We start from the raw sequence: 21,540 nt of genomic DNA, 5'->3' as shown, positions 1-21,540 counted from the left end.
CGGGGAGTTTTAGGACATGACCAGCATCATCACCCGCCGCAGGCTGACCTTCGGCGCGGCGGCCGCCTCCACCCTGCCGATCCTCGGGCGCGGCGCCTCGGCGCAGGCCCCGCTCGGCGTCGGCTTCATCTATGTCGGCCCGATCGGCGACCACGGCTATAGCTGGACGCATGACCAGGGCCGGCTGGCGCTGGAGAAGGAATACGGCGCCAAGGTCAAGACCAGCTTTATCGAGAACGTCGCCGAGGGCCCGGACGCCGCCCGCGCGCTGCGCCAGCTCGCCCAGGCTGGCAACCAGCTGATCTTCGCGACCTCCTTCGGCTTCATGAACCCGACGATCCAGGTCGCCAAGCAGTTCCCGAAGATCAAGTTCGAGCACGCCACCGGCTATATGCGCGCCGAGAATGTCGCGACCTATGACGCGCGCTTCTACGAGGGCCGCGCCGTGATCGGCACCATCGCCGGACACATGTCGAAGACCGGACAGGCCGGCTATGTCGCCTCCTTCCCGATCCCGGAAGTCGTGATGGGCATCAACGCCTTCCACCTCGCCGCCCGGAAGGTGAACCCGAACTTCAAGACCAAGGTCGTCTGGTGCTCGACCTGGTACGACCCCGCCAAGGAGGCCGATGCCGCCAAGGCGCTGATCGACCAGGGCGCCGACATGATCACCCAGCACACCGATTCCGCCGCCCCGCTCCAGGCGGCCGAGCAGCGCGGCGTCTTCGCCTTCGGCCAGGCCTCCGACATGAAGTCCTTCGCACCCAAGGCCCATCTCTCGGCGATCGTCGACGACTGGTCGGGCTACTACATCAAGCGCGTCAAGGAGGTCATGGACGGCAGCTGGAAGAGCGGCGCGGTCTGGGGCGGCATCAAGGACGGCTTCGTCAAGCTCGCGCCGTATAACGACGCGATCACGCCGGCCGCCCGCGCCGCCGCCGACGAGGTCACCAAGGCGATCGTCGCCGGCACGCTCCATCCCTTCACCGGCGAGCTCAAGGACCAGAAGGGCGAAGTCCGCCTGAAGGCCGGCGAGAAGGCCAGCGACGAGATGCTGTCGAAGATGGACTGGTACGTCGACGGCATCCAGGCCTGACGATGAATTCTCGCTGCGGCGGGCTGCTCGCGCCGCCGCAGCGATTCGCTGGGCTCAACCCGCCTGACGTTTGGTTAACCCGCACCGTCAATCTGTTTTCGTTCTCAACTGGGCCGTTACCGGCCTGAAACCGATGGAACGAAGGCGTTTCCTGTGCGTATCTACCGCCGCGGCCATCGTCTTTCCGCGGTAACCGTGGCAACTGCGTGAGTTGCGCGCCGCGAATGGCATCCATGTGTCGCGGTCGCTCGTGTCGGAAACGAGCATGAACGGCCGTCATCCAGCACGCGACGCCTGAACCACCTTCTCTAGGAGGAATTCATGACCAAGAACGAACTGATCGCCGCCATTGCCGACGAGACCGGCAAGACCAAGGCCGATGTCTCGGCCATCCTGGCCTCTCTCGGCGCGACCGTCGCCAAGACCCTCAAAAAGGGCGACGACGTCACGCTCGGCGGCATCGGCAAGCTCTCCGCCGCCAAGCGCGAGGCCCGCGAGGCCCGCAACCCCTCGACCGGCGCGACCATCAAGGTGCCTGCCAAGACCGTCGTGAAGTTCAAGGTCACCAAGGACCTCGCCGACGCGGTGGCGTAAGGCCATCATCGGGTTCAGGCAGCGTTCGCGCATGAAACGTGGACGCTGCTTGACCCGGCGCCCCATGCCCACACATTAGCGGCATGTTCCTTCGCCTCTTTACCGATCTGCGCGCCGCCAAGGTCCCCGTGACCTTGCGCGAATATCTGACGCTGCTCGAAGGGGTGGAAGCCGATCTCGCCGAACATCGCGTCGACGAGTTCTACTATCTCGCCCGCGCCACGCTGGTGAAGGACGAGCGCCATCTCGACAAGTTCGACCGCGTCTTCGCCCAGGTGTTCAAGGGCATGGAGACGCTGCAGCAGGCGATCGAGGAAGCCGGCATTCCCGAGGAATGGCTGCGCAAGCTCGCCGAGAAATTCCTGACCGACGAAGAGAAAGCCCAGATCGATGCGATGGGCTGGGAGAAGCTCTGGGAGACGCTGAAGCAGCGGCTCGACGAGCAGAAGGGCCGCCACCAGGGCGGCAACAAATGGATCGGCACCGCCGGCACCTCGCCCTATGGCGCCTATGGCTACAATCCCGAAGGCATCCGCATCGGCCAGGACAAGAACCGCAATTTCCGGGCGGTGAAGGTCTGGGACAAGCGGGAGTTCAAGGATTTCGACGACACGCGCGAGCTCGGCGTGCGCAACATGCGCATCGCGCTCCGGCGCCTGCGCCGCTTCGCGCGCACCGGCGCGGCCGAGGAACTCGACCTCGACAACACCATTTCCGAGACGGCCAAGCACGGTTATCTCGACGTCCAGCTCCGGCCCGAGCGCCGCAACGCCGTCAAGGTGCTGCTCTTCCTCGATGTCGGCGGCTCGATGGACTGGCATATCGAATTGGCCGAGGAGCTGTTCTCGGCGGCGCGGGCCGAGTTCAAGCATTTCGAGCATTTCTACTTCCATAACTGCCCCTATGAGCGGGTCTGGAAGGAGAACCGCCGGCGCCACGACCAGCAGATTTCGACCTGGGACGTGCTTCGGACCTACCCGACCGACTACCGCCTCGTCTTCGTCGGCGATGCCTCGATGAGCCCCTACGAGATCGCGATGCCCGGCGGCTCGGTGGAGCATTGGAACGAGGAGGCCGGCGAGGTCTGGATGGAGCGCCTGGCGACCAAGTTCCCGAAATCGGTCTGGCTCAACCCGGTACAGCAGAATCTCTGGAACTACACACAATCGATCCGCCAGATCGGCGGCCTGATGGGCGGGCGCATGTTCCCGCTGACGCTCGACGGGCTCGATGGCGCGATGAAGGTTCTGGCGCGGTGACGAAAGCGATCATGGACGAGGACGATGACGGCCCTGCCCCGAGCTGGCGCCAGCGCCCGAAGCCCGTGGGCTTCGAGATCGCCTACAAGCTCGATGGCGACACGCTCGAGGTCGACAGGACGCGCCGGGTCGACAGCATCCGCCTGAGCGCGGTCGAGCAGGTCCGCTTCGTCTATGCGCCCGGCAACATCTCCTCGAAGGGCTACAAGACGCAGCTCAGCCTCAGCGACGGGCGGACGGTGACCTTCGGCAACCTGTCCTGGCGCTCGCTCACCGATCTCGATCGCGACGATCCGCGCTATCACCGCTTCGTCACGGCGCTGTCGGCCGCGATCGCGCGGGCCAATCCGCGGGCCCGCTTCGTCGCCGGGCGGCCGAAGCCGATCTGGCTCGGCGTCGCCGCTCTCGGCGCGCTCTCGCTGCTGATGCTGACGGCCTTCACGCTGCGCGCCTTCCAGCAGGGCGCCAACAGTGCCGGGCTGCTCGGCATCCTGCTGATCGCCGCCTCGTTCTGGCAGGTCTGGCCGCTGGTCAACCTCAACCGGCCGCGCGAACTCGCGACCGGCGAGGTGCCCGACAGCCTCGTTCCGGGCGGGACGAACTGAGGCTCAGCGGACGACCAGCACCGAGCATTTCGCCCGGCGCACGATGGCCGAGGCGTTCGAGCCGATGACATAGGCGAGCATGCCGGGCTCATGCGAGCCGATGACGATGAGATCTGCGCCGCTGGCATCGGCCTCGGCCAGCACCTCGCCATGGACGGAGCCGATCAGGACCTTGGCCGAGACCTGCTCGGCCGGGAGATCGACCTGCGCTGCGATCTCGGCGAGCTTCGCCTCGGCATCCTCCTGCTGCTCGGAATCGAAATCGGCCGGCACGAATTCCATGTAGGTGACCGGGATGAGCGAGCGGACATAGACCAGACGCAACCTCCCGCCCGAAGCCTTCGCGAAGGAGACGGCCGCTGCGAGCGCCGGCTGGGCAAGCTCGGCTTCGGCGAGATCTACGGGGACCATGATCGATCTGTACATCGCATCCTCCTAGGCATCGGACCGAAAAATGGGCGTCACTTTTCGGGAATCCGGATGATATCACAAATGCCTGGATCGCTGTTGCCGCGCCCGGAGGAACGCGCGCCGATCCCGGCGGGGTGTGCAATCATCATGGAGTTTGCCAGCATCGGCGCCATGATCCAGCGCAAAATGCCGGATGCGGTGCGATGCCGCGCGCAGGCCTAGCCTTGGCGTTCGGGCGTGCGGACGATCAGGCCGTCGAGATCGTCGCGGATGCGGATCTGGCAGGAGAGGCGCGAATTCGGGCGAACGTCGAAGGCGAAGTCCAGCATGTCCTCCTCCATCGGCTCGGCAGGGCCCACAGTCGCGGTCCAGGCATCGTCGACATAGACATGGCAGGTGGCGCAGGCGCAGGCGCCACCGCATTCGGCCTCGATGCCGGGGATCGCGTTGCGGATCGCCGTCTCCATGACGGTCGAGCCGGTTTCGGCCTCGACACTGCGGCTCTCTCCATGAGCGTCGATGAAGGTGATGTTCGGCATGGGAAACTCCGGCGGCGCGATCTCCGGCACCGCTTAGAGCATTTCAAAGCGGCACGGAACGGGGTTTCGCGCCGCAGCCGTGCTCAGGCGGCGCAATCGGAGCGCGCGATCACCGCCCTCGCCTCGGCCGCCGCGAGGGAGAGCGCATCGAGCGCGCTTTCGCTCGCCTTCTGCTCCGGCCCGGCAAGACCCTCCTCGATTCGGTCGGCAGCCTCGGCGACCTGCCAGGCGCCGACGGCCCGCGCCGCGCCCTTCAAGCTGTGGGCGGCGTCCATCCGCATCTGCCGGTCGGTGCTGCCGTGGATGGCGCGCAGATGGACGACGCATTGCTGGGCGAAGAGCACCAGCAATTCGCGCTCCAGCTCGTGGTCGCCTGCGGTCTGGCGGGAGAGATAGGCGAAATCGATGGCCTTCTCGGTCATGTCAGGAACTCTTCGACATCGGTCATCAAATGGCCGCACGGGCCGGTCTCATGCCCTTCAGGAAGCGCCCGGATGGTAAACGAGGCGTTAACGACGTTTGTGAATCGCGTGGTCAAATGGGTTTCCAAGGGTCCGGGGGTCCACTACCCTTCCAATTGGTAAATGATGGGCGCAGTGTCTCCGTTCACCCGGCCAGAGGCGGCATGGGGCGACGGGGGCATCGTACGCGCCCATCGTCAGTAGCGTGACGAGGCGGCAACGATGAATCGACCCAAGAAGCTCCAGGATCCCACTGAAGCTGCGATGTCGGCGATCGAAGAGGCTCTTCGCCTTGACCAATCCAAGGACGGCACCGAGACGCCGGTCGAGACCGAGCCGCGACTGCCCTCGACCAGCGAGAACGACCTGAAGCTCGAATTGCCGCGCGTCGAGCCGGCTCCGGCGTCGCCTCCGCCGGCCCTTGCCACGCCTCCCCAGCAGCCGGCGCAGCCGCGCGCCGCGATCGCGCCCGATACCAGCCGCGTCGCCAATGACGACCGCCGCGATTCCAGCTCGCTGGTCCAGGCCTTTGCCGTGCGCCCGTCGCGCAAGCCCTACTGGTTCGCCGCGCTGTCGTCGCTGGCCTGGCTGGGAGGCGCCGCCTTCGTCCTGCTGGGCCGCTACGGCTCGTTCAGCAACGGCCTGCCCGAGCCTGTCGCCAGCTTCGGCATCGGCGAATGGACGCTGCTCGCGCTCTCGATCGGCGCGCCGGTCGTGTTCTTCTTCGTCCTGGCGGCGCTCTATCGCCGCACCCAGGAGATGCGCCTGATCTCGCGCGCCATGACCGAGGTTGCGCTGCGCCTTGCCGAGCCCGAGGTGGCGGGCGCCGATTCCGTATTGTCGCTGAGCCAGACCATCCGCCGCGAGGTCGCCGCCATGGGCGACGGCATCGAGCGCGCGGTGGCGCGTGCCGGAGAACTCGAAACCATCGTGCGCGGCGAGATCTCGACGTTGGAGCGCGCCTATGCCGACAACGAGATCCGTTTGCGCTCGCTGATCGACGAGCTCGTCACCCAGCGCGAGGCCGTGGTCGGCAATGCCGAGCGCGTCAAGATCGCGATCAGCGGCGCCCATGACGGCCTCGCCAAGGACCTCGACAGCGCCAGCCGCGCCATCGCCGAAGCCGTGTCGCAGGCCGGTGACCGCGTCACCGGTTCGCTCGGCGCCAAGGGCGACCAGATCACCTTGGCGCTCGGCCGCGCCGGCGAGAAGATGATCGAGGAGATCAGCGGCCGCAGCCACGACCTGGTCGAACGCCTCCAGATCACCTCCGGCGAGGTTTCGGAGCGGCTGGCAGGAGCCAGCGACAATCTCTCGACCATGCTCGACGGCCGGGCCAAGGAAATCGCCGGTTCGCTGGAGCGCACCGGCGCCGTCCTCACCGAAGGCCTGACCACCGGCGCCCAGGACGTCACCCGCGCGATCAGCGAGACCGGCAACCAGGTCGCCGAAACGCTGACCGGCCGCGTCGAGACCGTCAACGAACTGCTGAAGAACACCGGCGAGACGCTCGCCCGCGACATCTCGGCACGCGGCACGGAAGCGGCCGAGCGCTTCGAGGTCAGCAGCCGCAGCATGGTCGCGCTGATCGAGAGCCAGAGCGAGGCCCTGCAGGCACGCCTGGCGGAATCCGGCGAAGCGCTGCGCAGTGCCCTCTCCGACGAGGGCGAGAGCGTCACGACGCGCCTCGCCGAAGTCGGGCGCGGGGTCAACAACCTGCTCAACCGCCAGAACGAAGCCATCGCCACCCGCCTCACCGAGGTCGGCGAGAACGTCCACGGCCTGATCGGCACGCATGGCGACACGCTGGTCAGCCGCCTCAACGAGACCGCCCGCACCGTCGACGACGTGCTGCGCGAGCGCAGCGAGGCGATCATCCTGCGCGTCAACGATGCCAGCCAGTCCCTCAGCGAGTCCGTCGCGCAGCATGGTGATGCGCTCACCGGCCGCATCACCGACGTCGCGGGCCAGGTCAACGGGCTCTTCACCGATCAGGGTGGCAAGCTCGTCGACCGCCTCAACGAAACCGGCCAGACCGTCCACACGCTGCTCGACCAGCAGGCCGAGAAGCTGGTCGGCCGCGTCTCCAGCGCCGGCAGCGAGCTCGCCGATCTCGTCGGCCAGCAGAGCGACGGCGTCGTCGAGCGCGTCGCCGAAGCCGGCCGCAACCTCGCCAGCCTGATGGGCGAGCACAGCGACACAACGGTCGCGCGCGTCTCCAATGCCGGCGCCGATGTCGCCAAGCTGTTGTCGGAGCGCAGTGAAGCTCTGGTTTCCAGCGTCTCGGGTGCCGTCAACACGGTCGAAACGCGCCTGCGCGATGAGAGCGAGCTGCTCGTCAGCCGCCTGACCCAGGCCGGCCAGGAGGTCGGCACCATCGTCGGCAACGAGAGCGAGCGCCTGATCACCGGCCTGTCCGAGACCGGCATGCGCGTCAGCGCCCTGCTCGACGAGCAGGCCGGCGCGATGACCGTCAAGGTTTCGCAGGCCGGGCTCGAGATCAAGGACCTTCTCGGCAACGAGAGCCAGGCCCTGGCCAGCCGCGTCGCCGATGTCGGCCGCTCGGTGCACGGCATCCTGTCGGAGCGCAGCAACGCCCTGATCTCCCGCCTCGCCGAGACCGGCGCCAGCATCGACCAGCAGCTGGACGAGCGCGGCGCCCATCTGGCCTCCCGGATCACCGGCAGCATCGAGGCGGCGCAGAACGCCCTCGAACAGCAGCAGACCGGCTTCCTCGCCAGCGTCAGCGACACGGCCGAGAAGGTCGGCTCCCTGCTCGGCGAGCAGCGCGAGACCATGGTGCGCGACCTCGTCAGCACCGGCCGCGAGGTCCACACCCTGCTCGGCGAGCAGAGCGAGGATCTGGCGCGCCGCATGACCGAGGCCACCCGCACGCTCACCGAGACGATCAATGTCGACGGCCGCCATGTCGCCGACCGCGTCACCGAGGCGACGCAAGGGCTGCGCGACACCTTCACCGTCCATGCCGAGGACGCCCGCACTCTGCTCGCCGGCACCGGCCGCGAGATCGTGCTGGCGCTGACCCAGCAGGGCGGCCGCGTGAACGAGGCGCTCTCGGCCAATGCCGAGTCGATGCTGCGTTCGGTCGAGGGCCGCGCGCAGGCGCTTAACGAGGCGCTGGCACTGCGCCACGACGCGCTGACCAAGCTCTTCGACGAGCGTGGACATGAAATCGAAACCGCGCTCGGCGGACGCCTCTCGGCGTTTGCGGCGCTGTTCGACACGCAGGGCCGCGACGTCGAGAACGCGCTCGCCGCGCGTCTCGGCGCCTTCGAGGACCTGATCGTCGTCCAGGGCGGCACGCTCACCGCCAAGATCTCCGGCGATGCTCAGCAGCTCACCACCGCGCTCCATGCCGGAATCGCGCAGGTCGAGAAGCTGATCTCCGAGGACGGCGTCGCGCTGGCCGACAAGGCCGGGACCCGCGCGCTGGAAGCTGCCGAGCTGCTCGCCAGCCGCACCCGCGAAGCCGCGGACGCGATGGAAAGCCAGATCAAGCTGTTCGAGGACCGCTCCGGCGCCAAGAGCGCCGAGATCGCCGGCACGCTCGACAGCCTGATCGCGCGCATCGACGGCAGCCTCGGCTCGCGCGCCACCGCCCTCAACGAGGCGCTGGTCGAGCGCACGGTCGACATCGCCCGCGTGCTGGCCGAAGGCGGACGCGAGGTGACCAAGGCGCTCGCGGCCAAGGCCGACGAGATCGGCGAGGTCGTCACCTCCAAGAGCGAGTCGCTCACCCGCACGCTCAGCGACAAGGCCGACACGATCAACGCGACGCTGGGCGGACGTGCCCTCCAGATCGCCGACACGCTCGACCAGAGCGTCGCGCGCTTCGAGGAACGCGTCGTCAACCGGCTCGACACCGTCTCGCATACGCTCGACACGCGCGGCGACGAGATCGCCACCACGCTGCAGGGCCGCTCCGAGGCCATCGCCTCCGTGCTCGCCGAGCGCGCGCAGGAATTGCGCGCCCTGTTCGACGACCAGGGCGGTGGCATGGTTTCGGCGCTCGCCGGCCAGAGCGAGGCTATCGCGGCTGCGCTCACCGAGCGGGCCGAGCAGTTGCGCACCCTGTTCGACGATCGCGGGCTCGGCATCGTCGCGGCGCTCGGCCGTCGCGGCGACGCCATCTCCGGCGCGCTCGACCAGCGCGCCGAGCAATTGCGCGCGATCTTCGAGGGCCAGGGCGCCGGCCTCGTCACGGCGCTGGAGCGCCAGGGCGCGGCCGTCGCCTCCTCGCTGGAGGAACGGACGAACGCCCTGCATGCGGCCTTCGACGCCAGCGGCAGCGGTCTCGTCGCAGCACTCGGCCGCCAGGGCGAGACGATCAACCAGTCGCTCGACGAGCGCGCCGAGGCCCTGCGCGCCATCTTCGACGCCAAGGGCAACCATCTCGTCGAGGCCCTCGGGCAGCAGGGCGCGACCTTCACCCAGTCGTTCGACGAACGCGTCGAGGCCCTGCGCGCCGTGTTCGACGCCAAGGGCAACGGCGCCGTCGCGGCGCTGAACGAGCGCGGCGAAGCGCTGGCCAACGAGTTCGCCACGGTCGGCGAGACGGTGGTGCGTGCGCTCGAAAGCCGCGGCGACGCCCTCGTCGCCGGCCTCCGCGATCGCGGCACGGCCATCGCCAACGCGGTCGAGGCCTCGTCCAATGCCCTGCGCGAAACGCTGGAATCCGGTTCGAAGCAATCCGTGGACGCGCTGGTCGGCACCAACGAGCAGCTTCGCGAGGAGCTCGGCGGCATGCTCGGACGCCTCGGCGAGGCCAACAAGCTGATGCAGCAGATCGTCAACGGCGCGAACAAGAACCTCGCCGCCGTCGAGAACAGCCTGTCGACCCGCGTCGGCGAATTGCAGACCGTCATCGGCACCGTGATGGCCGAGGCCGGCTCGGCCTCACAGCAGGTCACGACGCAGATCGCCGAGCTGAAGAGCTTCTCGGAAGGCACGCTGCGAGAGACGACCGCGCTGATCGGCCAGCTCGACGATCGCGGCACCTCGCTCAACGAGGCGACCCAGGCCAGCAGCGCGGCGCTCAACGCCGTCGCCGGCCGGCTGGAGCAGATCGAGGGCCGCGTCGGCAAGGCGCTGTCCGAGCGTCGCGAGGCGCTGGAGCAGTTGCACGGGCTCATCGCCAACCGCACCGACGATGTCGAGGCGATCACCCGCTCCTTCGCCTCGCTGATCGACGACTCCCTCAACACGGCGGAATCGCGGGCCCGTCAGATCGGCACGGTCCTGTCCGACTCGGCGGAATCGACGACGAACGCGATCGCGCAGCAGTTCGAGGCGATCCGCTCCGCCACCGGCCAGGAGCGCGAGCGCACGGCGGAGGCCCTGCGTGCGGCCTATGCCCAGGTCTCGACCGAGATCGGCGGCGAGATCGCCAAGGTGACCGAGCGCTTCCAGAAGGCGGCGCAGGACATGCGCGGCATCACCGGCGACATCCAGCGTGAGCTGGAGGCGACCCGCGCCGAGCTGAAGCGCGGCGTGCTCGAACTGCCGGCGGAAGCCCAGGAATCGACCTCGGCCATGCGCCGGGTCGTGGCCGAGCAGATCAAGGCGCTGAACGATCTCACCGAGATCGTGACGCGCGCCGGCCGGCGCGGCGACGTCTCGCTGCCGATCGACCATGCCGCCAACCGGCGCTCGGTCGCGACCGCGGCTGTGACCGCCGCCGTTGCCGCCCCTGCCCCGGCAGCTCCGGCCCGGCCTGCCCAGGTGCTCTCGCCTGTGCCCCAGCCCGCCCCGGCCACGGAGGAGCCGCTGTTGCGGCCATCCCTCGATGCCACGGCAGGCGAGCCCGAACAGCCCGCCGCGCCACGCGGGAACACGCGCGCCGAGCCGGCGCCTGCGCCGAGCCGCACGGCTCCGGCGCAGGACGCGCCGCGCCGCCAGCCGGAGCCGGCCGCGCAGCCGCCCAAGGCGGGCTGGCTCTCCGACCTGCTCACCCGCGCCTCGCGCGAGGACAAGCAGCCGGAGCCGAGCAAGACGACGACGCATTCGATCGAGAAGCTCGATTCGCTCTCCGTCGATATCGCGCGGATGATCGACCATGACGCCGCGGTCGAGTTGTGGGACCGCTACAAGCGCGGTGAACGCAACGTCTTCACCCGCAGGCTCTACACGCTGCAGGGCCAGCAGACCTTCGACGAGATCCGTCGCAAGTATCGCCGCGATGCCGAGTTCAAGGATACGGTCGACCGCTATATCGACGAGTTCGAGCGCCTGCTCGGCGAAGCCGCCAAGGACGACCGCGACTCGATGGTGGCCAAGACCTACCTGACCTCGGAGACCGGCAAGGTCTACACGATGCTGGCCCATGCCAGCGGGCGCTTCGAGTAGGCGTCCGCTTCCCGGCCGAAACGAGAAAGGCCGCCCGAGAGGGCGGCCTTTGCTTTTCAGGGGCGCTGTGAAGACGCCGAACGGCCGCTCAAGCCGCGGCCTGGAAACGCGCTTCGCCCCGGTTCACGAAACAGGTCTTGTCGAACAGGGCGAGGTCGAGCGGATTGGGCAGCCGTATATCCGCGATCTCGGGAAACGGCTTGCCCGAGGCTTCATAGGAGCGGCCGATCTGCGAGATGAAGACGAGGATCAGGCCCCTCTCCCGCGCGAAGGCCTTCAGCGCCTTCACCTGAAGCGCCAGCTCCGGTGTGTCGCGGCGCTGGTCGAGCAGTTGCAGGTAATCGATCACCGCCACCGTGCCGCGCGGCGCATTGCCGAGCGCCGCGACGATATAGTCCGCGCTGATCGCATCGGAGCAATCGCAGTCGAACCGGTCCGCGAACTCACGCGGCTCGATGTTGATCGCGCGCAAGCGGGAGAGCACATCCGCCGGCGTGTATTCGAGGGTGAGGAAGATGCCCCGGCGCCCTGCCCGCATCGCCTCCGCCAGCAGGGCAAGGCTCGCCAGCGTCTTGCCCTGCCCAGGCCGCCCGGCCATCAGGACGAGATCGCCCGGTTCCAGCAGAGGCCAGAGCGCGCGGACGGATGTCATTCCGGGCTGCTTCGCCGCGAGCAGGCTCCAGCTTCGATAACCTTCCTGAGCCGCGATGCGATCAAGCGCGACGTGGAGTGGGATGCGTTCTGCGCGGCTCTGCAGCCTGGCCTTGCGCTTCAACTCATGGATCGGGGCCGACAAAGTCATGACGTGAACCTCCTATCGCGAGCAGCTGGCGCAATCCCTCCTCATGCGTGATGCCCGGACAGTGGTCGGATCGTCGGAGATGCCCTGCACGATAGTGCTGCCCCGGCTGGAGGGGGGAGGCTCGGGCCGAGCCGGAATCAGAGCCTAGCGCAGAGGCGCAGCGAAGGAAATCGCGGCCTGCGGCGAGGCGCGCTCAGCGCGCCCAGCGCACGATCTCGACCAGCACCTGCGACAGCGCCCGGTCGAGCGCCTGGGTCGCACCCGGCCCGTCGACGGCGCCGACCGGCACGCGCGCCGCGAAGAGCCGCGCCCGCTGGATCTGCCCCGTGCGGTCGCCGACGATCCGGGCGGTGATCTCGACCACAGCCGTTCCCGTCGCAGCATCGATGTTGAAGCTGCGGATATTGGTGTTGAGCTGGACGTCCGGCGAAATGCGCTGGCCCGGCCCCGAGACAGAGCCGACCCGGCCGGCATTCTCGAAGGTCTGGATCAGGCGGGCCTGCACCAGCGCCGGAACCCGGTCCGCCCATTGCGCGCCGCCGACGAAGGAGAGGGCTCCGCTCGAATCCTTGACGATGACGCGGTCGGAATCGAGCGCCTGGACCGCCGTCGGCTCGGCCACGACCATGATCGCCCGCGAGCCGCCCACCCGGCCGAAGCCGCCCGGCGCCGAAAGGTCGAAGGTCGTCGGCGTCGCCCCGCCGCCGCAGCCGGCGAGAAGCGCGGCCGCAGCCAGGGTCAGGGCCGGGAGCAAGCGGCGAGGCCAGCGGGCCGGAGGAATGTGAACCTCGGTCGTCATGGCGCTAGCGGGATCCATTGTACTGGGGAAGCGGCGGCTTGCCGCCGAAGATGAACTGCTGTGGGTTGCGTTCGAAATTCCGCAAGGTGCGGTTGAGTTCCGTCAGGGTCTTCTTGCCGTCGGCGGCCAGGGACTCGACATCGCGCAGGCCCGGCCCGGTGAAGCGGCTGATGCCGGCCGTGATCTCGGCCGTGCGCTTGTCGAGGTTGTCGGCCAGCGTCCGGATCGCCTTGGCGGCATCCGCGACCTCCTGGAAGGCGCTGCGACCATCGGGACCAGATCCGGATTCCAGGAAACCCTTCGCCGCCTGCAGCACGCCCTCGACCTGATCGGCCGCCTTGTCGAGCTTGGCCGAGATCGAGGCCGCGTCCTTGACCACCTTGGCGACGTCGGCGCTGGAGCCGCCGAGCGCGCCGGTGAACTTGTCGACATTCGCGATGATGCTGCTGACCTTCTCGCGATCGACCGAGCGGACCACGGCGGTCAGCTCCTCGCTCAGCGATTGCAGCTTCTGCGAGAGCGGCTGGATCGTCTCGGCGATGTTGCCGAAGCCGGCCATCAGCTTGTCGAGACCCTCGGCGTTGTTGCCGAGCGCCTGCGAGAACTTCTCGACATTGCGGACGGTGTTGTTGATCGGCGTGGCGTTCTGCTTGATCAATCCGTCGAGCGACGTGAGCATCCCGTCGGCCCTCTGCGCGACGTTGCGCACGGTCTCGATGATGTCCTGCAGTTCGGAGCGCTCGGCGATGATCGTCGGCATCGGCTCGCCGGGCTTGGCGATCAGCACCGGTGCAGATGGATCGCCGCCGATAAGCTGCAGCGCGACCACGCCGGCGAGGCCCTGAGCCTCGATGCGCGCGCGCGTGTCCTCGCGCAGCGGCGTCGTGCTGGCGACCTGGATCACCGCGTAGATGCGGCGCGGATCGTCCGGTTGAAGCTCGATATTGGTGACTTCGCCGACCCTCAAGCCGTTGAACAGCACGCTCGATCCGCGGCCCAGCCCTGTCACCGTGCCGGTGAAGATGACGCGGACATTTTCCTTGCGCCCGGTCCCGCCACTGTTGAACCAGTAGACAAAGCCGAAAGCCGCCGCGAGGACCGCGAGCGTGAACAGACCGACGAGAGCGTAGTTGGCGCGCGATTCCATCGTCTAGCTGCTGTGTCCCTGCTCTCCCGCCGGCAGCCTGGCCATGGCGCGCTCCCCGCCGAAATAGGCCTTCAACCATGGATGATCGGACGCCAGCATCGTCGCCAGCGTGCCGACCGCGATCACCTTCTTGTCCGCCAGAGCGGCGATTCGGTCGCAGGCATGATACAGGCTGTCGAGATCGTGGGTTACCATGAAGACGGTCAGCCCCAGCGTCTGCTTCAGGGTCATGATGAGGTCGTCGAATTCGGCGGCGCCGATCGGGTCCAGCCCCGATGTCGGTTCGTCGAGGAATACGATCTCGGGGTCGAGCGCGAGCGCGCGGGCCAGCGCCGCCCGCTTGATCATGCCGCCCGAGAGCTCCGACGGTGCCTTGTCTGCAGCGTCGCGCGGCAGGCCGACGAGATCGAGCTTCACCATAGCCAGTTCGTCGAGCAGATCCGGCGAAAGGTGAAGATATTCGCGCATCGGCACCTGGATGTTCTGCTTGACCGTCAGGGCCGAGAACAGCGCGCCCTGCTGGAACATCACGCCGAAGCGCCGCTCGAGCACGCGGCGCTGCTGCAGGTTGAGATCGTCGACATCCTCGCCGAAGACCTCGATCGTCCCGCGTCGCTTGCGCACGAGGCCGAGGATCGTGCGCGTCAACACCGACTTGCCCTGGCCGGAGCCGCCGACAAAGCCGAGGATCTCGCCGCGCAGCACGTCGAGGTCGAGCCCATCCATGATGACCTTGTCGCCGAAGGCGACCTTGAGGTCGCGAACGCGAATGACGGTCTCGGGCTCGCCGGGTGCCTGAATCCGATCGGGAGGCGGCGTGGTTTGCTGCGCCATCGTCAGAACTCGATCGAGGCGAAGAACATGGCGAAGAGCCCGTCGACGACGATGACCATGAAGATCGCCTTCACCACCGAAGCCGTGACCTGACGGCCGAGCGATTCCGCCGAGCCCTTGACCGCGAGCCCCTCGATCGAGGCGATCAATCCGATGACGAAAGCCATGAAGGGCGCCTTGATCAGGCCGACGGCGAAATGCTTCCAGGTGATGACCGATTGCAGCCGGGCGAGGAAGGTATCGACGCCGATGCCGCCATAGAGCCAGGCCACCAGCCCGGCGCCGACCAGCCCCGCCATCGCCGAGATAAAGGTCAGGATCGGCAGCGAGATGATCAGTGCGAGGATGCGCGGCACGATCAGCACCTCGATCGGGTCGAGGCCCATCACGCGCAGGGCATCGATTTCCTCGCGCATCTTCATCGAGCCGATCTCGGCGGTGAAGGCCGAGCCCGAACGCCCCGCGATCATGATCGAGGTCAGCAGCACCGCGAGCTCGCGCAGGATCAGGATGCCGGTCAGGTTCACGACGAAGGCGGAGGCGCCGAATTGCTGGAGCTGGAAAATGCCCTGCTGCGCGACGATGCAACCGACGAGGAACGAGATCAGCATGATGATCGGCGCGCCGTTGAAGGCGATCAGCTCGATCTGGTTGACCAGCGACGGCCCCCGGAACTTGCGCGGGCCGAGGACGACGCTGGCCGAGCCGACCACGACCTCGCCGAGGAACATGGCGCCGCCCACCATGTCGCGACCGAAGCGCACCACCCCCTCGCCGATATCGACGAGGACATCGACGATCCTGAAATGCCGATGCGGCTTCGGAGGGTCGTCGTCATGGACCTGGACCTCGGACAGGAGGATGCCGTGCTCGGGCCTGCTGCTGGCGAGTTCGACCGCTGCGCCGTCCCTCTCCTGCCGTGCCTTCAGGCGGTTGAGAACATAGGCGCCAAGCGTATCGAGCCGCGTCACCTCCGACAGGTCGATGCGTGCCCCGGGAGCCTCGTTCAGGCGCTCGGTGATCTCGCCGACCAGCTCTTCGATGCGGGGCGCGCGCTCGGCGCTCCACGAGCCCGAGAGCGCCACCGCGAGCGTGCCCGCATCATCGCGGAAGGTCGCCTGCGGTTCGGCGGTATCGAGGCTCGCCATCTCGCCGTGAGGTCCCTGTCCCTGGCCGAAACGGCCCCGTGCCGCCGCGCGTCGCCGGCCGCACCATCCTCCACCCCGTGCCCTGTATTGCCGTGCCGCGCGCACTTGGCAAGCGTCGGGCATTCCGGCAGCTTCCGCTCCGTTGCCAAAGACCCGGGAGGCGAAGAACAAACGCAGCTTCGCCGGCGGTTTGCTCCAATACAGGGCGCAGGCAGCGATTCCTTAAGAAATCGCAAGGCAGGCTCGGGCCATCACGTCACGACCGCCCTGATGATTCGGCCGGTCCTTCGAAGGCAGATTCGTCATGGGCGACGCACGCTCGCTGACACCATTGACCGAGGCGGATTACGAGGCCATCGAAGCCGCGGTCATGGAGACGGCGCGTGGCCGCTGGTTCATGGTCGAATATGCCAAGCGCAACCGGCAGGCGGACACGCTGCAACTGCTCGGCGCGATCCAGCGGATCGAACGGGTCGTCGGGCTCGGCGTGCAGGAGACGAGCCGGGAGACCAACCTGATCGAAGCGGCCGCGCTGATCAGCGACCTGCGCACCGATCTCGAACGCATCAGCGGCAAGGCCGAGGCCCGCTCGTCCGGGCTCGCCGCCCAGATCGAGAAGGCTGCCGGGTCGGTGCTCGCCGCGACCGAGAGCATCCAGGAGGCCGCCTGGGGCCTGCGCGAGACCGGGGCGGACGACGAAGCCTGTGACGCACTCGACCGCCGCGCCGCCGAAATCTCGACGGCGATCGGCATCGTCGACAGCGTGGTCCAGCGCATCGACAAGATCGCCGACACCATCGCCATGCTGGATTCGAGCCTGCGGGCCTTCGGCGAAGCCGCGCGAGAGAGCAGCGTCAGCTTCGAGACGATGGCTGCCACCGCAGAAGCGATGACCGTGCCGGCTCCCTCCTCCGCGCCGCGCCACTATCAGGATCTCGACATCGCAACCGGCGGCCGCGAGCCGGTCCCGCTGGAGTTCACCGGCCGGGTGGCGGCCGAAGCGCGTTTCGCCAGCGTTCCGTTGCTCGACGACGATATCGTCTTCAGCGATCCGGCCGACGCACAGCCGGAACCCGCACGCCTGACAGCGAGCCCCCGGGAAACCACCCTGCGCGAGATCGACGCTCTGCCGGCCGATCGCAAGCTCGCCTATTTCGTCTAGGCTCAGCTGCCAAAAGCTCAGTTCTCGCGCCGGATCGCGCTTTCGTGCCAGCGGTGCAGCAGCAGGTGCGATATCAGGCTCGTGGCCAGGAAGATCGCGACGCCCGAGAGCGAGATCATCACCAGTGCCGCGAAGACGCGCGGAATCTTGAGCTGGTAGCCCGCCTCCAGGATGCGATAGGCCAGCCCCGAGGCGCTGCCGCCGGTGCCAGCGACGAACTCCGCGACCACCGCGCCGATCAGCGCGAGGCCGCCGGATACCTTCAACCCCGCCAGAAAGTACGGCAGCGCCGCCGGCAGCTTGAGATAGCGCATCGTCTGCCAGCGTGAGGCACCATAGAGTTCGAACAGGTTGACGAGGTTATGGTCGGCCGAATTCAGACCCAGGATCGTGTTCGACAGGATCGGGAAGAAGGCGACGATCCAGGCGCAGATCAGCAGCGACAGGTCGATATCGTTGGCCCAGATGATGATCAGCGGCGCAATGGCGACGATCGGCGTGACCTGCAGGATGACGGCATAAGGGAGCAGCGCCATCTCCAGCCATTTCGACTGGCTGAACAGCACGGCGAGCGTCACGCCGACGATGACCGCGGCCGCCAGCGCCATGAAGGTGATCTTCAGCGTCACCCAGAGCGAGCCGGAGAGCGTGCCCCAGTCCGCGATCAGCGTCTGGCCGACGAGGATCGGCCCCGGCAGGACATAGTGCGGGATCTCGTTCCAGCGGACCGCGAACTCCCACAGCGCCAGCACGGCGACACCGATCACCAGCGGCGCGAGGATGCGCGGCCAGACGCTGGCCGGCAGGCCGAGGATGCGGGGCTCGGCCATCGCGACGGGCAGCGCCTGAGCGTCGGTGCCATCGGAGCTGTTCGTTTCGACAGGAGCGCTCATCAGCCGATCGCCTCCTTCAGTTTGGTCGAGGCGACGCGGCAGAGATGGGCGTATTCGCCGGAGGTCCGGAACAACTCGTCGCGCGGATAGGCGGCATCGACCGATAGATCGGTCATGACCCGGCCGGGCCGCGCCGCCATCACCACGATGCGCTGCGAGAGATAGACGGATTCGAAGACCGAATGCGTGACGAAGACGGCCGTGAAGCGCTCTCGCTCCCACAAAGCCAGCAGGTCGTCGTTGAGGCGATGGCGGGTGATCTCGTCGAGAGCTGCGAAGGGCTCGTCCATCAGCAGGATCTTCGGTCGCATCACCAGCGCACGCGCAATCGAGACCCGCATCTTCATACCGCCGGATAGCTCGCGTGGGTATGACTTCTCGAAACCCTTGAGCCCCACCAGCGCCAGCATCTCGGCGGCGCGCGCCTCGGCCTCGGCGCGGGCGACGCCCTTGAGCTTGAGCGGCAGCATGACGTTGGCGAGCGCGCTGGCCCAGGGCATCAATGTCGGATCCTGGAAGACGAAGCCGAGATCGCGCGCGCCATGGCCGGCGCTGCCCTGAGCTTCGCCGGTCTCGCCCGGCCAGGTGATCGTGCCGGTCGTCGGCGCGCCCAGGCCCGCGATCATGCGCAGCAGCGTCGACTTCCCGCAGCCGGAAGGGCCGAGCAGGCTGATGAACTGCCCTGCCCCCAGTTCGAGATCGACGTCGCGAACGGCAAGCGTGCCGTTGGCGAATTGTTTCGAGACATGCCGAACCGCCACCAGCGGAGTGGCGCGCGCGTTGCCTGTGGGTGTGCTTAGATAGGCCGTGTCCAAAGCCTGATGATCCAATCTCGATACCAATACCGCCGTGTCATCCCGGGCGACCGAAGGGAGACCCGGGATCCATTCCGGAACGGTTCAGGAATGGATCCCGGATCGGCGCGGCTTCGCCGCTTGTCCGGGATGACCCGCTTTCTCGCAGGAGCCTGAATCAGCCCTTGCCGATGCCCTTGTTGACGAAATCGAGGCTGTAGGCCTTCTTCACGTCGACGCCCGCCGGAACTACGCCGGCCTCGCTCATCGTCTTGTAGAAGCTCGCCCAGCGCGCATCGGTCATCGCGCCGATGCCGAGCGTCTTGGCGTCGCCTGAGACGACGATGCCGCGCTCGTTCATCACCTTGAGGGCGTAGTCGATCTTCTCCTGATCCATGTCGGGATTGTCCTTCAGGATCCGGGCGTTGGCGGCTGCGTTGCCGGGGCCGCCCTTCATGTATTCGGCCCAGCCTTCCAGCGTGGCGTCGGTGAAGCGCTGCACCAACTCCTTCTTCTCCTGGACCATCTTCCGGGAGATCGTGATCGTGGTGTTGTAGTTCTCGAAGCCGGCATCGGCGAGGAGATGCACGACCGGATCGACGCCGGCCTTGCGGATGACGAAGGGCTCGGAGGAGAGGAAACCCTGCTGCGTCAGCTTCTTGTCCGCCAGGAAGGGCGCCATGTTGAAGGTGTAGGGACGGATCTGCTCGTCCTGGAAGCCGAATTTCAGCTTCAGGAAGGGCCAGAAGCCGACACGGGCCTGCGCCGCGATCAGGATCGGCTTGCCCTTGAGATCGGCGAGCGTGTCGTTGCCCTGGCCGGGATGCGAGATCAGGACCTGCGGGTCCTTCTGGAAGATCGAGGCGATGCAGAGGAAGGGCAGGTTCTCGTGGGCGAAGCTGAGCGCCTCCAGCGAGTTGCCCATGATCATGTCGACGCGACCGCCGAGCAGGAGCTGGGTTGGGTTCTGCTGCGGGCCGCCGGGGCGGATGTCGACGTCGAGCCCGTATTTCTTGTAGATGCCGTTGGTCGCAGCGAGATAGAAGCCGCCATGCTCGGTCTGGGCGCGCCAGTTGGTCTGGTAGCTGACCTTGTCGAGCGTCTGCGCGTTGACGCGCGCGCCCGGCACCGGGATCAGCAGGGACGCGGTGGAGCCGCCGATCAGCCCGAGCGCGGCGCGCCGGTTCACGCGATATTTCATCGTCGTCATCTCGCTCTCTCCCCTCACGCTGCGGCCGACCCGGCCACTGGCCCGTCTCCTTATCCCATGCGATAGGACGACGGGACAATGCAACGCCGTGCCGCCGGGTTTCTGCACAGAAACAAGGCGATCGCACCGGCTCCTGACAGGCCTGATCATGACCGCACGTTTCTGGGGCGACCTGAAGAGCTCCGACTTCGCCACGCTTTCGCCGGAGCGCACCGTCGCGGTGCTGCCGCTGGCGGCGATCGAACAGCACGGCCCGCATCTGCCGGTTTCGGTCGACACCACCGTGATGAACGGGATGCTGGCCGAGGCGATGCCGCTGGTGCCTGATGATCTCGACGTGCTGGTGCTGCCGACGCAGGCTGTCTGCAAGTCGAACGAGCACCTGCATTCACCGGGCACCGTCACGATCGGCTGGGAGAGCGCGATCCGCTCCTGGATCGAGATCGGCGAGAGCGTGAAGCGGGCGGGCCTGCGCAAGCTCGTGCTGATCACCTCGCATGGTGGCAATGTCGACCCGATGAAGATCGCGGCGCGTGAGCTGCGCGTCGACCACGGCATGCTCGCCATCTGCACGGCCTGGATGTCCTTCGGCCTGCCGGACGGGCTCTATGGCGAACTCGACATCCGCCACGGCATCCATGCCGGCGATGTCGAGACCTCGCTGATGCTGCATTTCCGGCCGGACCTCGTCGAGATGAGCCGGGCTGCGCTGTTCAAGCCCCATACGGTGACTATGGCCGAGGAGGGCTATACCCATCTGCGCCCGACCGGCCCGCATGCCTTCGCCTGGATGGCGCAGGACGTGAACCCGGCCGGTGCCGCAGGCGACGCGACCCTTGCGACTGCTGCGAAGGGCAAGGCGACGGCTGCGCTGCAGGCGAAGGGCTTCGCCGCCCTGATGGCGGATGTCGTGCGGATGCCGCTCGATACGCTCTACAAGGCGGGCTGAGCCTCACTCCGGATCGAGGAGGCGCGGCCCCGGCCCCTCCTCGGCCAGGCGATCGAACGGATTGTGCAACGGACAATCCCGCACCGAGAGACAGCCGCAGCCGATGCAGCCGTTGAGCTGATCGCGCAGTCGCGTCAGGCGGCCGATGCGGCGCTCCAGCTCCTGTTTCCAGGCTGACGAGAGTCGCGTCCAGTCAGCGACGGTCGGCGTGCGTTCCTGCGGCAGCGCCTTGAAGGCCTCGCGGATGGTCTTCAGCGGAATGCCGGCGCGCTGCGCCACCTTGATGATCGCGACACGGCGCAGAACCTCGCGGGCATAGCGGCGCTGGTTGCCTTGCGTGCGGTGGCTGCGGATCAGCCCTTCCGCCTCGTAGAAATGCAGCGCCGAGACGGCGAGGCCACTGCGGCGCGCGACATCACCGACGCTGAGCTCGCCGGACAAACGCATCTGCCGGGCCATCGAATACGCCTC

Annotated in this window: 20 protein-coding genes; 8 read left to right on the top strand and 12 right to left on the bottom strand. The window is 67.5% G+C overall.

The window, feature by feature from the left end:
- Positions 1-16 precede the first annotated feature (16 nt).
- The 4 genes from ACWIEX_RS05710 (at position 17) to ACWIEX_RS05695 (ending at position 3,554) form a co-directional block, all read left to right on the top strand.
- A complete protein-coding gene (locus ACWIEX_RS05710; RefSeq protein ID WP_454032128.1) occupies positions 17-1,096 on the top strand; it encodes a BMP family ABC transporter substrate-binding protein in 1,080 nt (359 codons plus the stop codon).
- A gap of 321 nt (positions 1,097-1,417) precedes the next feature.
- The gene (locus ACWIEX_RS05705) at positions 1,418-1,690 is read left to right on the top strand and encodes an HU family DNA-binding protein (protein ID WP_055730639.1); all 273 of its coding nucleotides are present in this window, start codon (positions 1,418-1,420) and stop codon (positions 1,688-1,690) included.
- Positions 1,691-1,773: 83 nt separating this feature from the next.
- On the top strand, positions 1,774-2,949 hold the full coding sequence (locus ACWIEX_RS05700) for a vWA domain-containing protein (RefSeq protein WP_454032127.1): 1,176 nt from the start codon (positions 1,774-1,776) through the stop codon (positions 2,947-2,949).
- Between the two features lie 11 nt (positions 2,950-2,960).
- Positions 2,961-3,554 carry a hypothetical protein gene (locus tag ACWIEX_RS05695; RefSeq protein WP_454032126.1) on the top strand — a complete coding sequence of 198 codons (594 nt, stop codon included), beginning with the start codon at positions 2,961-2,963 and terminating at the stop codon, positions 3,552-3,554.
- A gap of 3 nt (positions 3,555-3,557) precedes the next feature.
- Here the strand turns inward: ACWIEX_RS05695 and ACWIEX_RS05690 are convergent, their stop codons facing one another.
- Positions 3,558-3,980, bottom strand: coding sequence for a universal stress protein (locus tag ACWIEX_RS05690; protein WP_454032125.1), 423 nt, complete (start codon positions 3,978-3,980; stop codon positions 3,558-3,560).
- Between the two features lie 66 nt (positions 3,981-4,046).
- On the opposite strand from ACWIEX_RS05690, the gene ACWIEX_RS05685 reads away from it, so the two are divergent.
- A complete protein-coding gene (locus ACWIEX_RS05685) occupies positions 4,047-4,187 on the top strand; it encodes a hypothetical protein (protein ID WP_454032124.1) in 141 nt (46 codons plus the stop codon).
- Here ACWIEX_RS05685 and ACWIEX_RS05680 read toward each other — a convergent pair.
- On the bottom strand, positions 4,184-4,504 hold the full coding sequence (locus ACWIEX_RS05680) for a 2Fe-2S iron-sulfur cluster-binding protein (protein ID WP_454032123.1): 321 nt from the start codon (positions 4,502-4,504) through the stop codon (positions 4,184-4,186). The genes ACWIEX_RS05685 and ACWIEX_RS05680 overlap by 4 nt on opposite strands.
- 83 nt (positions 4,505-4,587) lie before the next feature.
- Positions 4,588-4,926, bottom strand: a complete 339-nt coding sequence (locus ACWIEX_RS05675) for an Hpt domain-containing protein (RefSeq protein ID WP_454032122.1) — start codon at positions 4,924-4,926, stop codon at positions 4,588-4,590.
- 261 nt (positions 4,927-5,187) lie between these two features.
- Here ACWIEX_RS05675 and ACWIEX_RS05670 point away from each other — a divergent pair, with 261 nt between their 5' ends.
- A complete protein-coding gene (locus ACWIEX_RS05670) occupies positions 5,188-11,331 on the top strand; it encodes an apolipoprotein A-IV repeat region-like domain-containing protein (RefSeq protein ID WP_454032121.1) in 6,144 nt (2,047 codons plus the stop codon).
- Between the two features lie 88 nt (positions 11,332-11,419).
- On the opposite strand, the gene ACWIEX_RS05665 is transcribed toward ACWIEX_RS05670, so the two are convergent.
- From ACWIEX_RS05665 to ACWIEX_RS05645, 5 genes are all read right to left on the bottom strand, one after another.
- Positions 11,420-12,133 (bottom strand): DNA helicase, encoded by a 714-nt coding sequence (locus tag ACWIEX_RS05665; protein ID WP_454032120.1) that lies wholly within the window; start codon positions 12,131-12,133, stop codon positions 11,420-11,422.
- A gap of 193 nt (positions 12,134-12,326) precedes the next feature.
- Positions 12,327-12,932, bottom strand: coding sequence for an ABC-type transport auxiliary lipoprotein family protein (locus tag ACWIEX_RS05660; RefSeq protein ID WP_454032119.1), 606 nt, complete (start codon positions 12,930-12,932; stop codon positions 12,327-12,329).
- Between the two features lie 4 nt (positions 12,933-12,936).
- The gene (locus ACWIEX_RS05655) at positions 12,937-14,079 is read right to left on the bottom strand and encodes an MlaD family protein (protein WP_454032118.1); all 1,143 of its coding nucleotides are present in this window, start codon (positions 14,077-14,079) and stop codon (positions 12,937-12,939) included.
- Between the two features lie 3 nt (positions 14,080-14,082).
- Complete coding sequence (locus tag ACWIEX_RS05650) at positions 14,083-14,913, bottom strand: ABC transporter ATP-binding protein (RefSeq protein WP_454032117.1); 831 nt, start codon at positions 14,911-14,913, stop codon at positions 14,083-14,085.
- 2 nt (positions 14,914-14,915) lie between these two features.
- Entirely contained in the window at positions 14,916-16,061 is a 1,146-nt protein-coding gene (locus ACWIEX_RS05645; RefSeq protein WP_454032116.1) for an MlaE family lipid ABC transporter permease subunit, read from the bottom strand.
- A gap of 304 nt (positions 16,062-16,365) precedes the next feature.
- On the opposite strand from ACWIEX_RS05645, the gene ACWIEX_RS05640 reads away from it, so the two are divergent.
- Complete coding sequence (locus ACWIEX_RS05640) at positions 16,366-17,223, top strand: hypothetical protein (RefSeq protein ID WP_454032115.1); 858 nt, start codon at positions 16,366-16,368, stop codon at positions 17,221-17,223.
- Positions 17,224-17,240: 17 nt separating this feature from the next.
- Here the strand turns inward: ACWIEX_RS05640 and ACWIEX_RS05635 are convergent, their stop codons facing one another.
- The 3 genes from ACWIEX_RS05635 to ACWIEX_RS05625 form a co-directional block, all read right to left on the bottom strand.
- On the bottom strand, positions 17,241-18,053 hold the full coding sequence (locus ACWIEX_RS05635; RefSeq protein ID WP_454033470.1) for an ABC transporter permease: 813 nt from the start codon (positions 18,051-18,053) through the stop codon (positions 17,241-17,243).
- Positions 18,054-18,115: 62 nt separating this feature from the next.
- Positions 18,116-18,931: an ABC transporter ATP-binding protein gene (locus tag ACWIEX_RS05630; protein ID WP_454032114.1), complete on the bottom strand. Its 816-nt coding sequence runs from the start codon at positions 18,929-18,931 to the stop codon at positions 18,116-18,118.
- A 157-nt stretch (positions 18,932-19,088) separates the two neighbouring features.
- Complete coding sequence (locus tag ACWIEX_RS05625) at positions 19,089-20,120, bottom strand: ABC transporter substrate-binding protein (RefSeq protein ID WP_454032113.1); 1,032 nt, start codon at positions 20,118-20,120, stop codon at positions 19,089-19,091.
- Between the two features lie 148 nt (positions 20,121-20,268).
- Between ACWIEX_RS05625 and ACWIEX_RS05620 the strand changes: the two genes are divergently transcribed.
- On the top strand, positions 20,269-21,069 hold the full coding sequence (locus tag ACWIEX_RS05620; protein ID WP_454032112.1) for a creatininase family protein: 801 nt from the start codon (positions 20,269-20,271) through the stop codon (positions 21,067-21,069).
- Positions 21,070-21,072: 3 nt separating this feature from the next.
- On the opposite strand, the gene soxR is transcribed toward ACWIEX_RS05620, so the two are convergent.
- Positions 21,073-21,528: a redox-sensitive transcriptional activator SoxR gene (soxR, locus tag ACWIEX_RS05615; protein ID WP_454032111.1), complete on the bottom strand. Its 456-nt coding sequence runs from the start codon at positions 21,526-21,528 to the stop codon at positions 21,073-21,075.
- Between the last annotated feature and the right edge of the window lie 12 nt (positions 21,529-21,540).

Source organism: Allobosea sp. NPDC055353, from assembly GCF_053644975.1.
This window is presented reverse-complemented; position numbering and strand designations above follow the sequence as displayed.

Coding starts and splice junctions, on each gene's coding strand:
- ACWIEX_RS05710 (WP_454032128.1), top strand. CDS start 17: ATGACCAGCATCATCACCCGCCGCAGGCTGACCTTCGGCGCGGCGGCC.
- ACWIEX_RS05705 (WP_055730639.1), top strand. CDS start 1,418: ATGACCAAGAACGAACTGATCGCCGCCATTGCCGACGAGACCGGCAAG.
- ACWIEX_RS05700 (WP_454032127.1), top strand. CDS start 1,774: ATGTTCCTTCGCCTCTTTACCGATCTGCGCGCCGCCAAGGTCCCCGTG.
- ACWIEX_RS05695 (WP_454032126.1), top strand. CDS start 2,961: ATGGACGAGGACGATGACGGCCCTGCCCCGAGCTGGCGCCAGCGCCCG.
- ACWIEX_RS05690 (WP_454032125.1), bottom strand. CDS start 3,980: ATGTACAGATCGATCATGGTCCCCGTAGATCTCGCCGAAGCCGAGCTT.
- ACWIEX_RS05685 (WP_454032124.1), top strand. CDS start 4,047: ATGCCTGGATCGCTGTTGCCGCGCCCGGAGGAACGCGCGCCGATCCCG.
- ACWIEX_RS05680 (WP_454032123.1), bottom strand. CDS start 4,504: ATGCCGAACATCACCTTCATCGACGCTCATGGAGAGAGCCGCAGTGTC.
- ACWIEX_RS05675 (WP_454032122.1), bottom strand. CDS start 4,926: ATGACCGAGAAGGCCATCGATTTCGCCTATCTCTCCCGCCAGACCGCA.
- ACWIEX_RS05670 (WP_454032121.1), top strand. CDS start 5,188: ATGAATCGACCCAAGAAGCTCCAGGATCCCACTGAAGCTGCGATGTCG.
- ACWIEX_RS05665 (WP_454032120.1), bottom strand. CDS start 12,133: ATGACTTTGTCGGCCCCGATCCATGAGTTGAAGCGCAAGGCCAGGCTG.
- ACWIEX_RS05660 (WP_454032119.1), bottom strand. CDS start 12,932: ATGACGACCGAGGTTCACATTCCTCCGGCCCGCTGGCCTCGCCGCTTG.
- ACWIEX_RS05655 (WP_454032118.1), bottom strand. CDS start 14,079: ATGGAATCGCGCGCCAACTACGCTCTCGTCGGTCTGTTCACGCTCGCG.
- ACWIEX_RS05650 (WP_454032117.1), bottom strand. CDS start 14,913: ATGGCGCAGCAAACCACGCCGCCTCCCGATCGGATTCAGGCACCCGGC.
- ACWIEX_RS05645 (WP_454032116.1), bottom strand. CDS start 16,061: ATGGCGAGCCTCGATACCGCCGAACCGCAGGCGACCTTCCGCGATGAT.
- ACWIEX_RS05640 (WP_454032115.1), top strand. CDS start 16,366: ATGGGCGACGCACGCTCGCTGACACCATTGACCGAGGCGGATTACGAG.
- ACWIEX_RS05635 (WP_454033470.1), bottom strand. CDS start 18,053: ATGGCCGAGCCCCGCATCCTCGGCCTGCCGGCCAGCGTCTGGCCGCGC.
- ACWIEX_RS05625 (WP_454032113.1), bottom strand. CDS start 20,120: ATGACGACGATGAAATATCGCGTGAACCGGCGCGCCGCGCTCGGGCTG.
- ACWIEX_RS05620 (WP_454032112.1), top strand. CDS start 20,269: ATGACCGCACGTTTCTGGGGCGACCTGAAGAGCTCCGACTTCGCCACG.
- soxR (WP_454032111.1), bottom strand. CDS start 21,528: ATGGCCCGGCAGATGCGTTTGTCCGGCGAGCTCAGCGTCGGTGATGTC.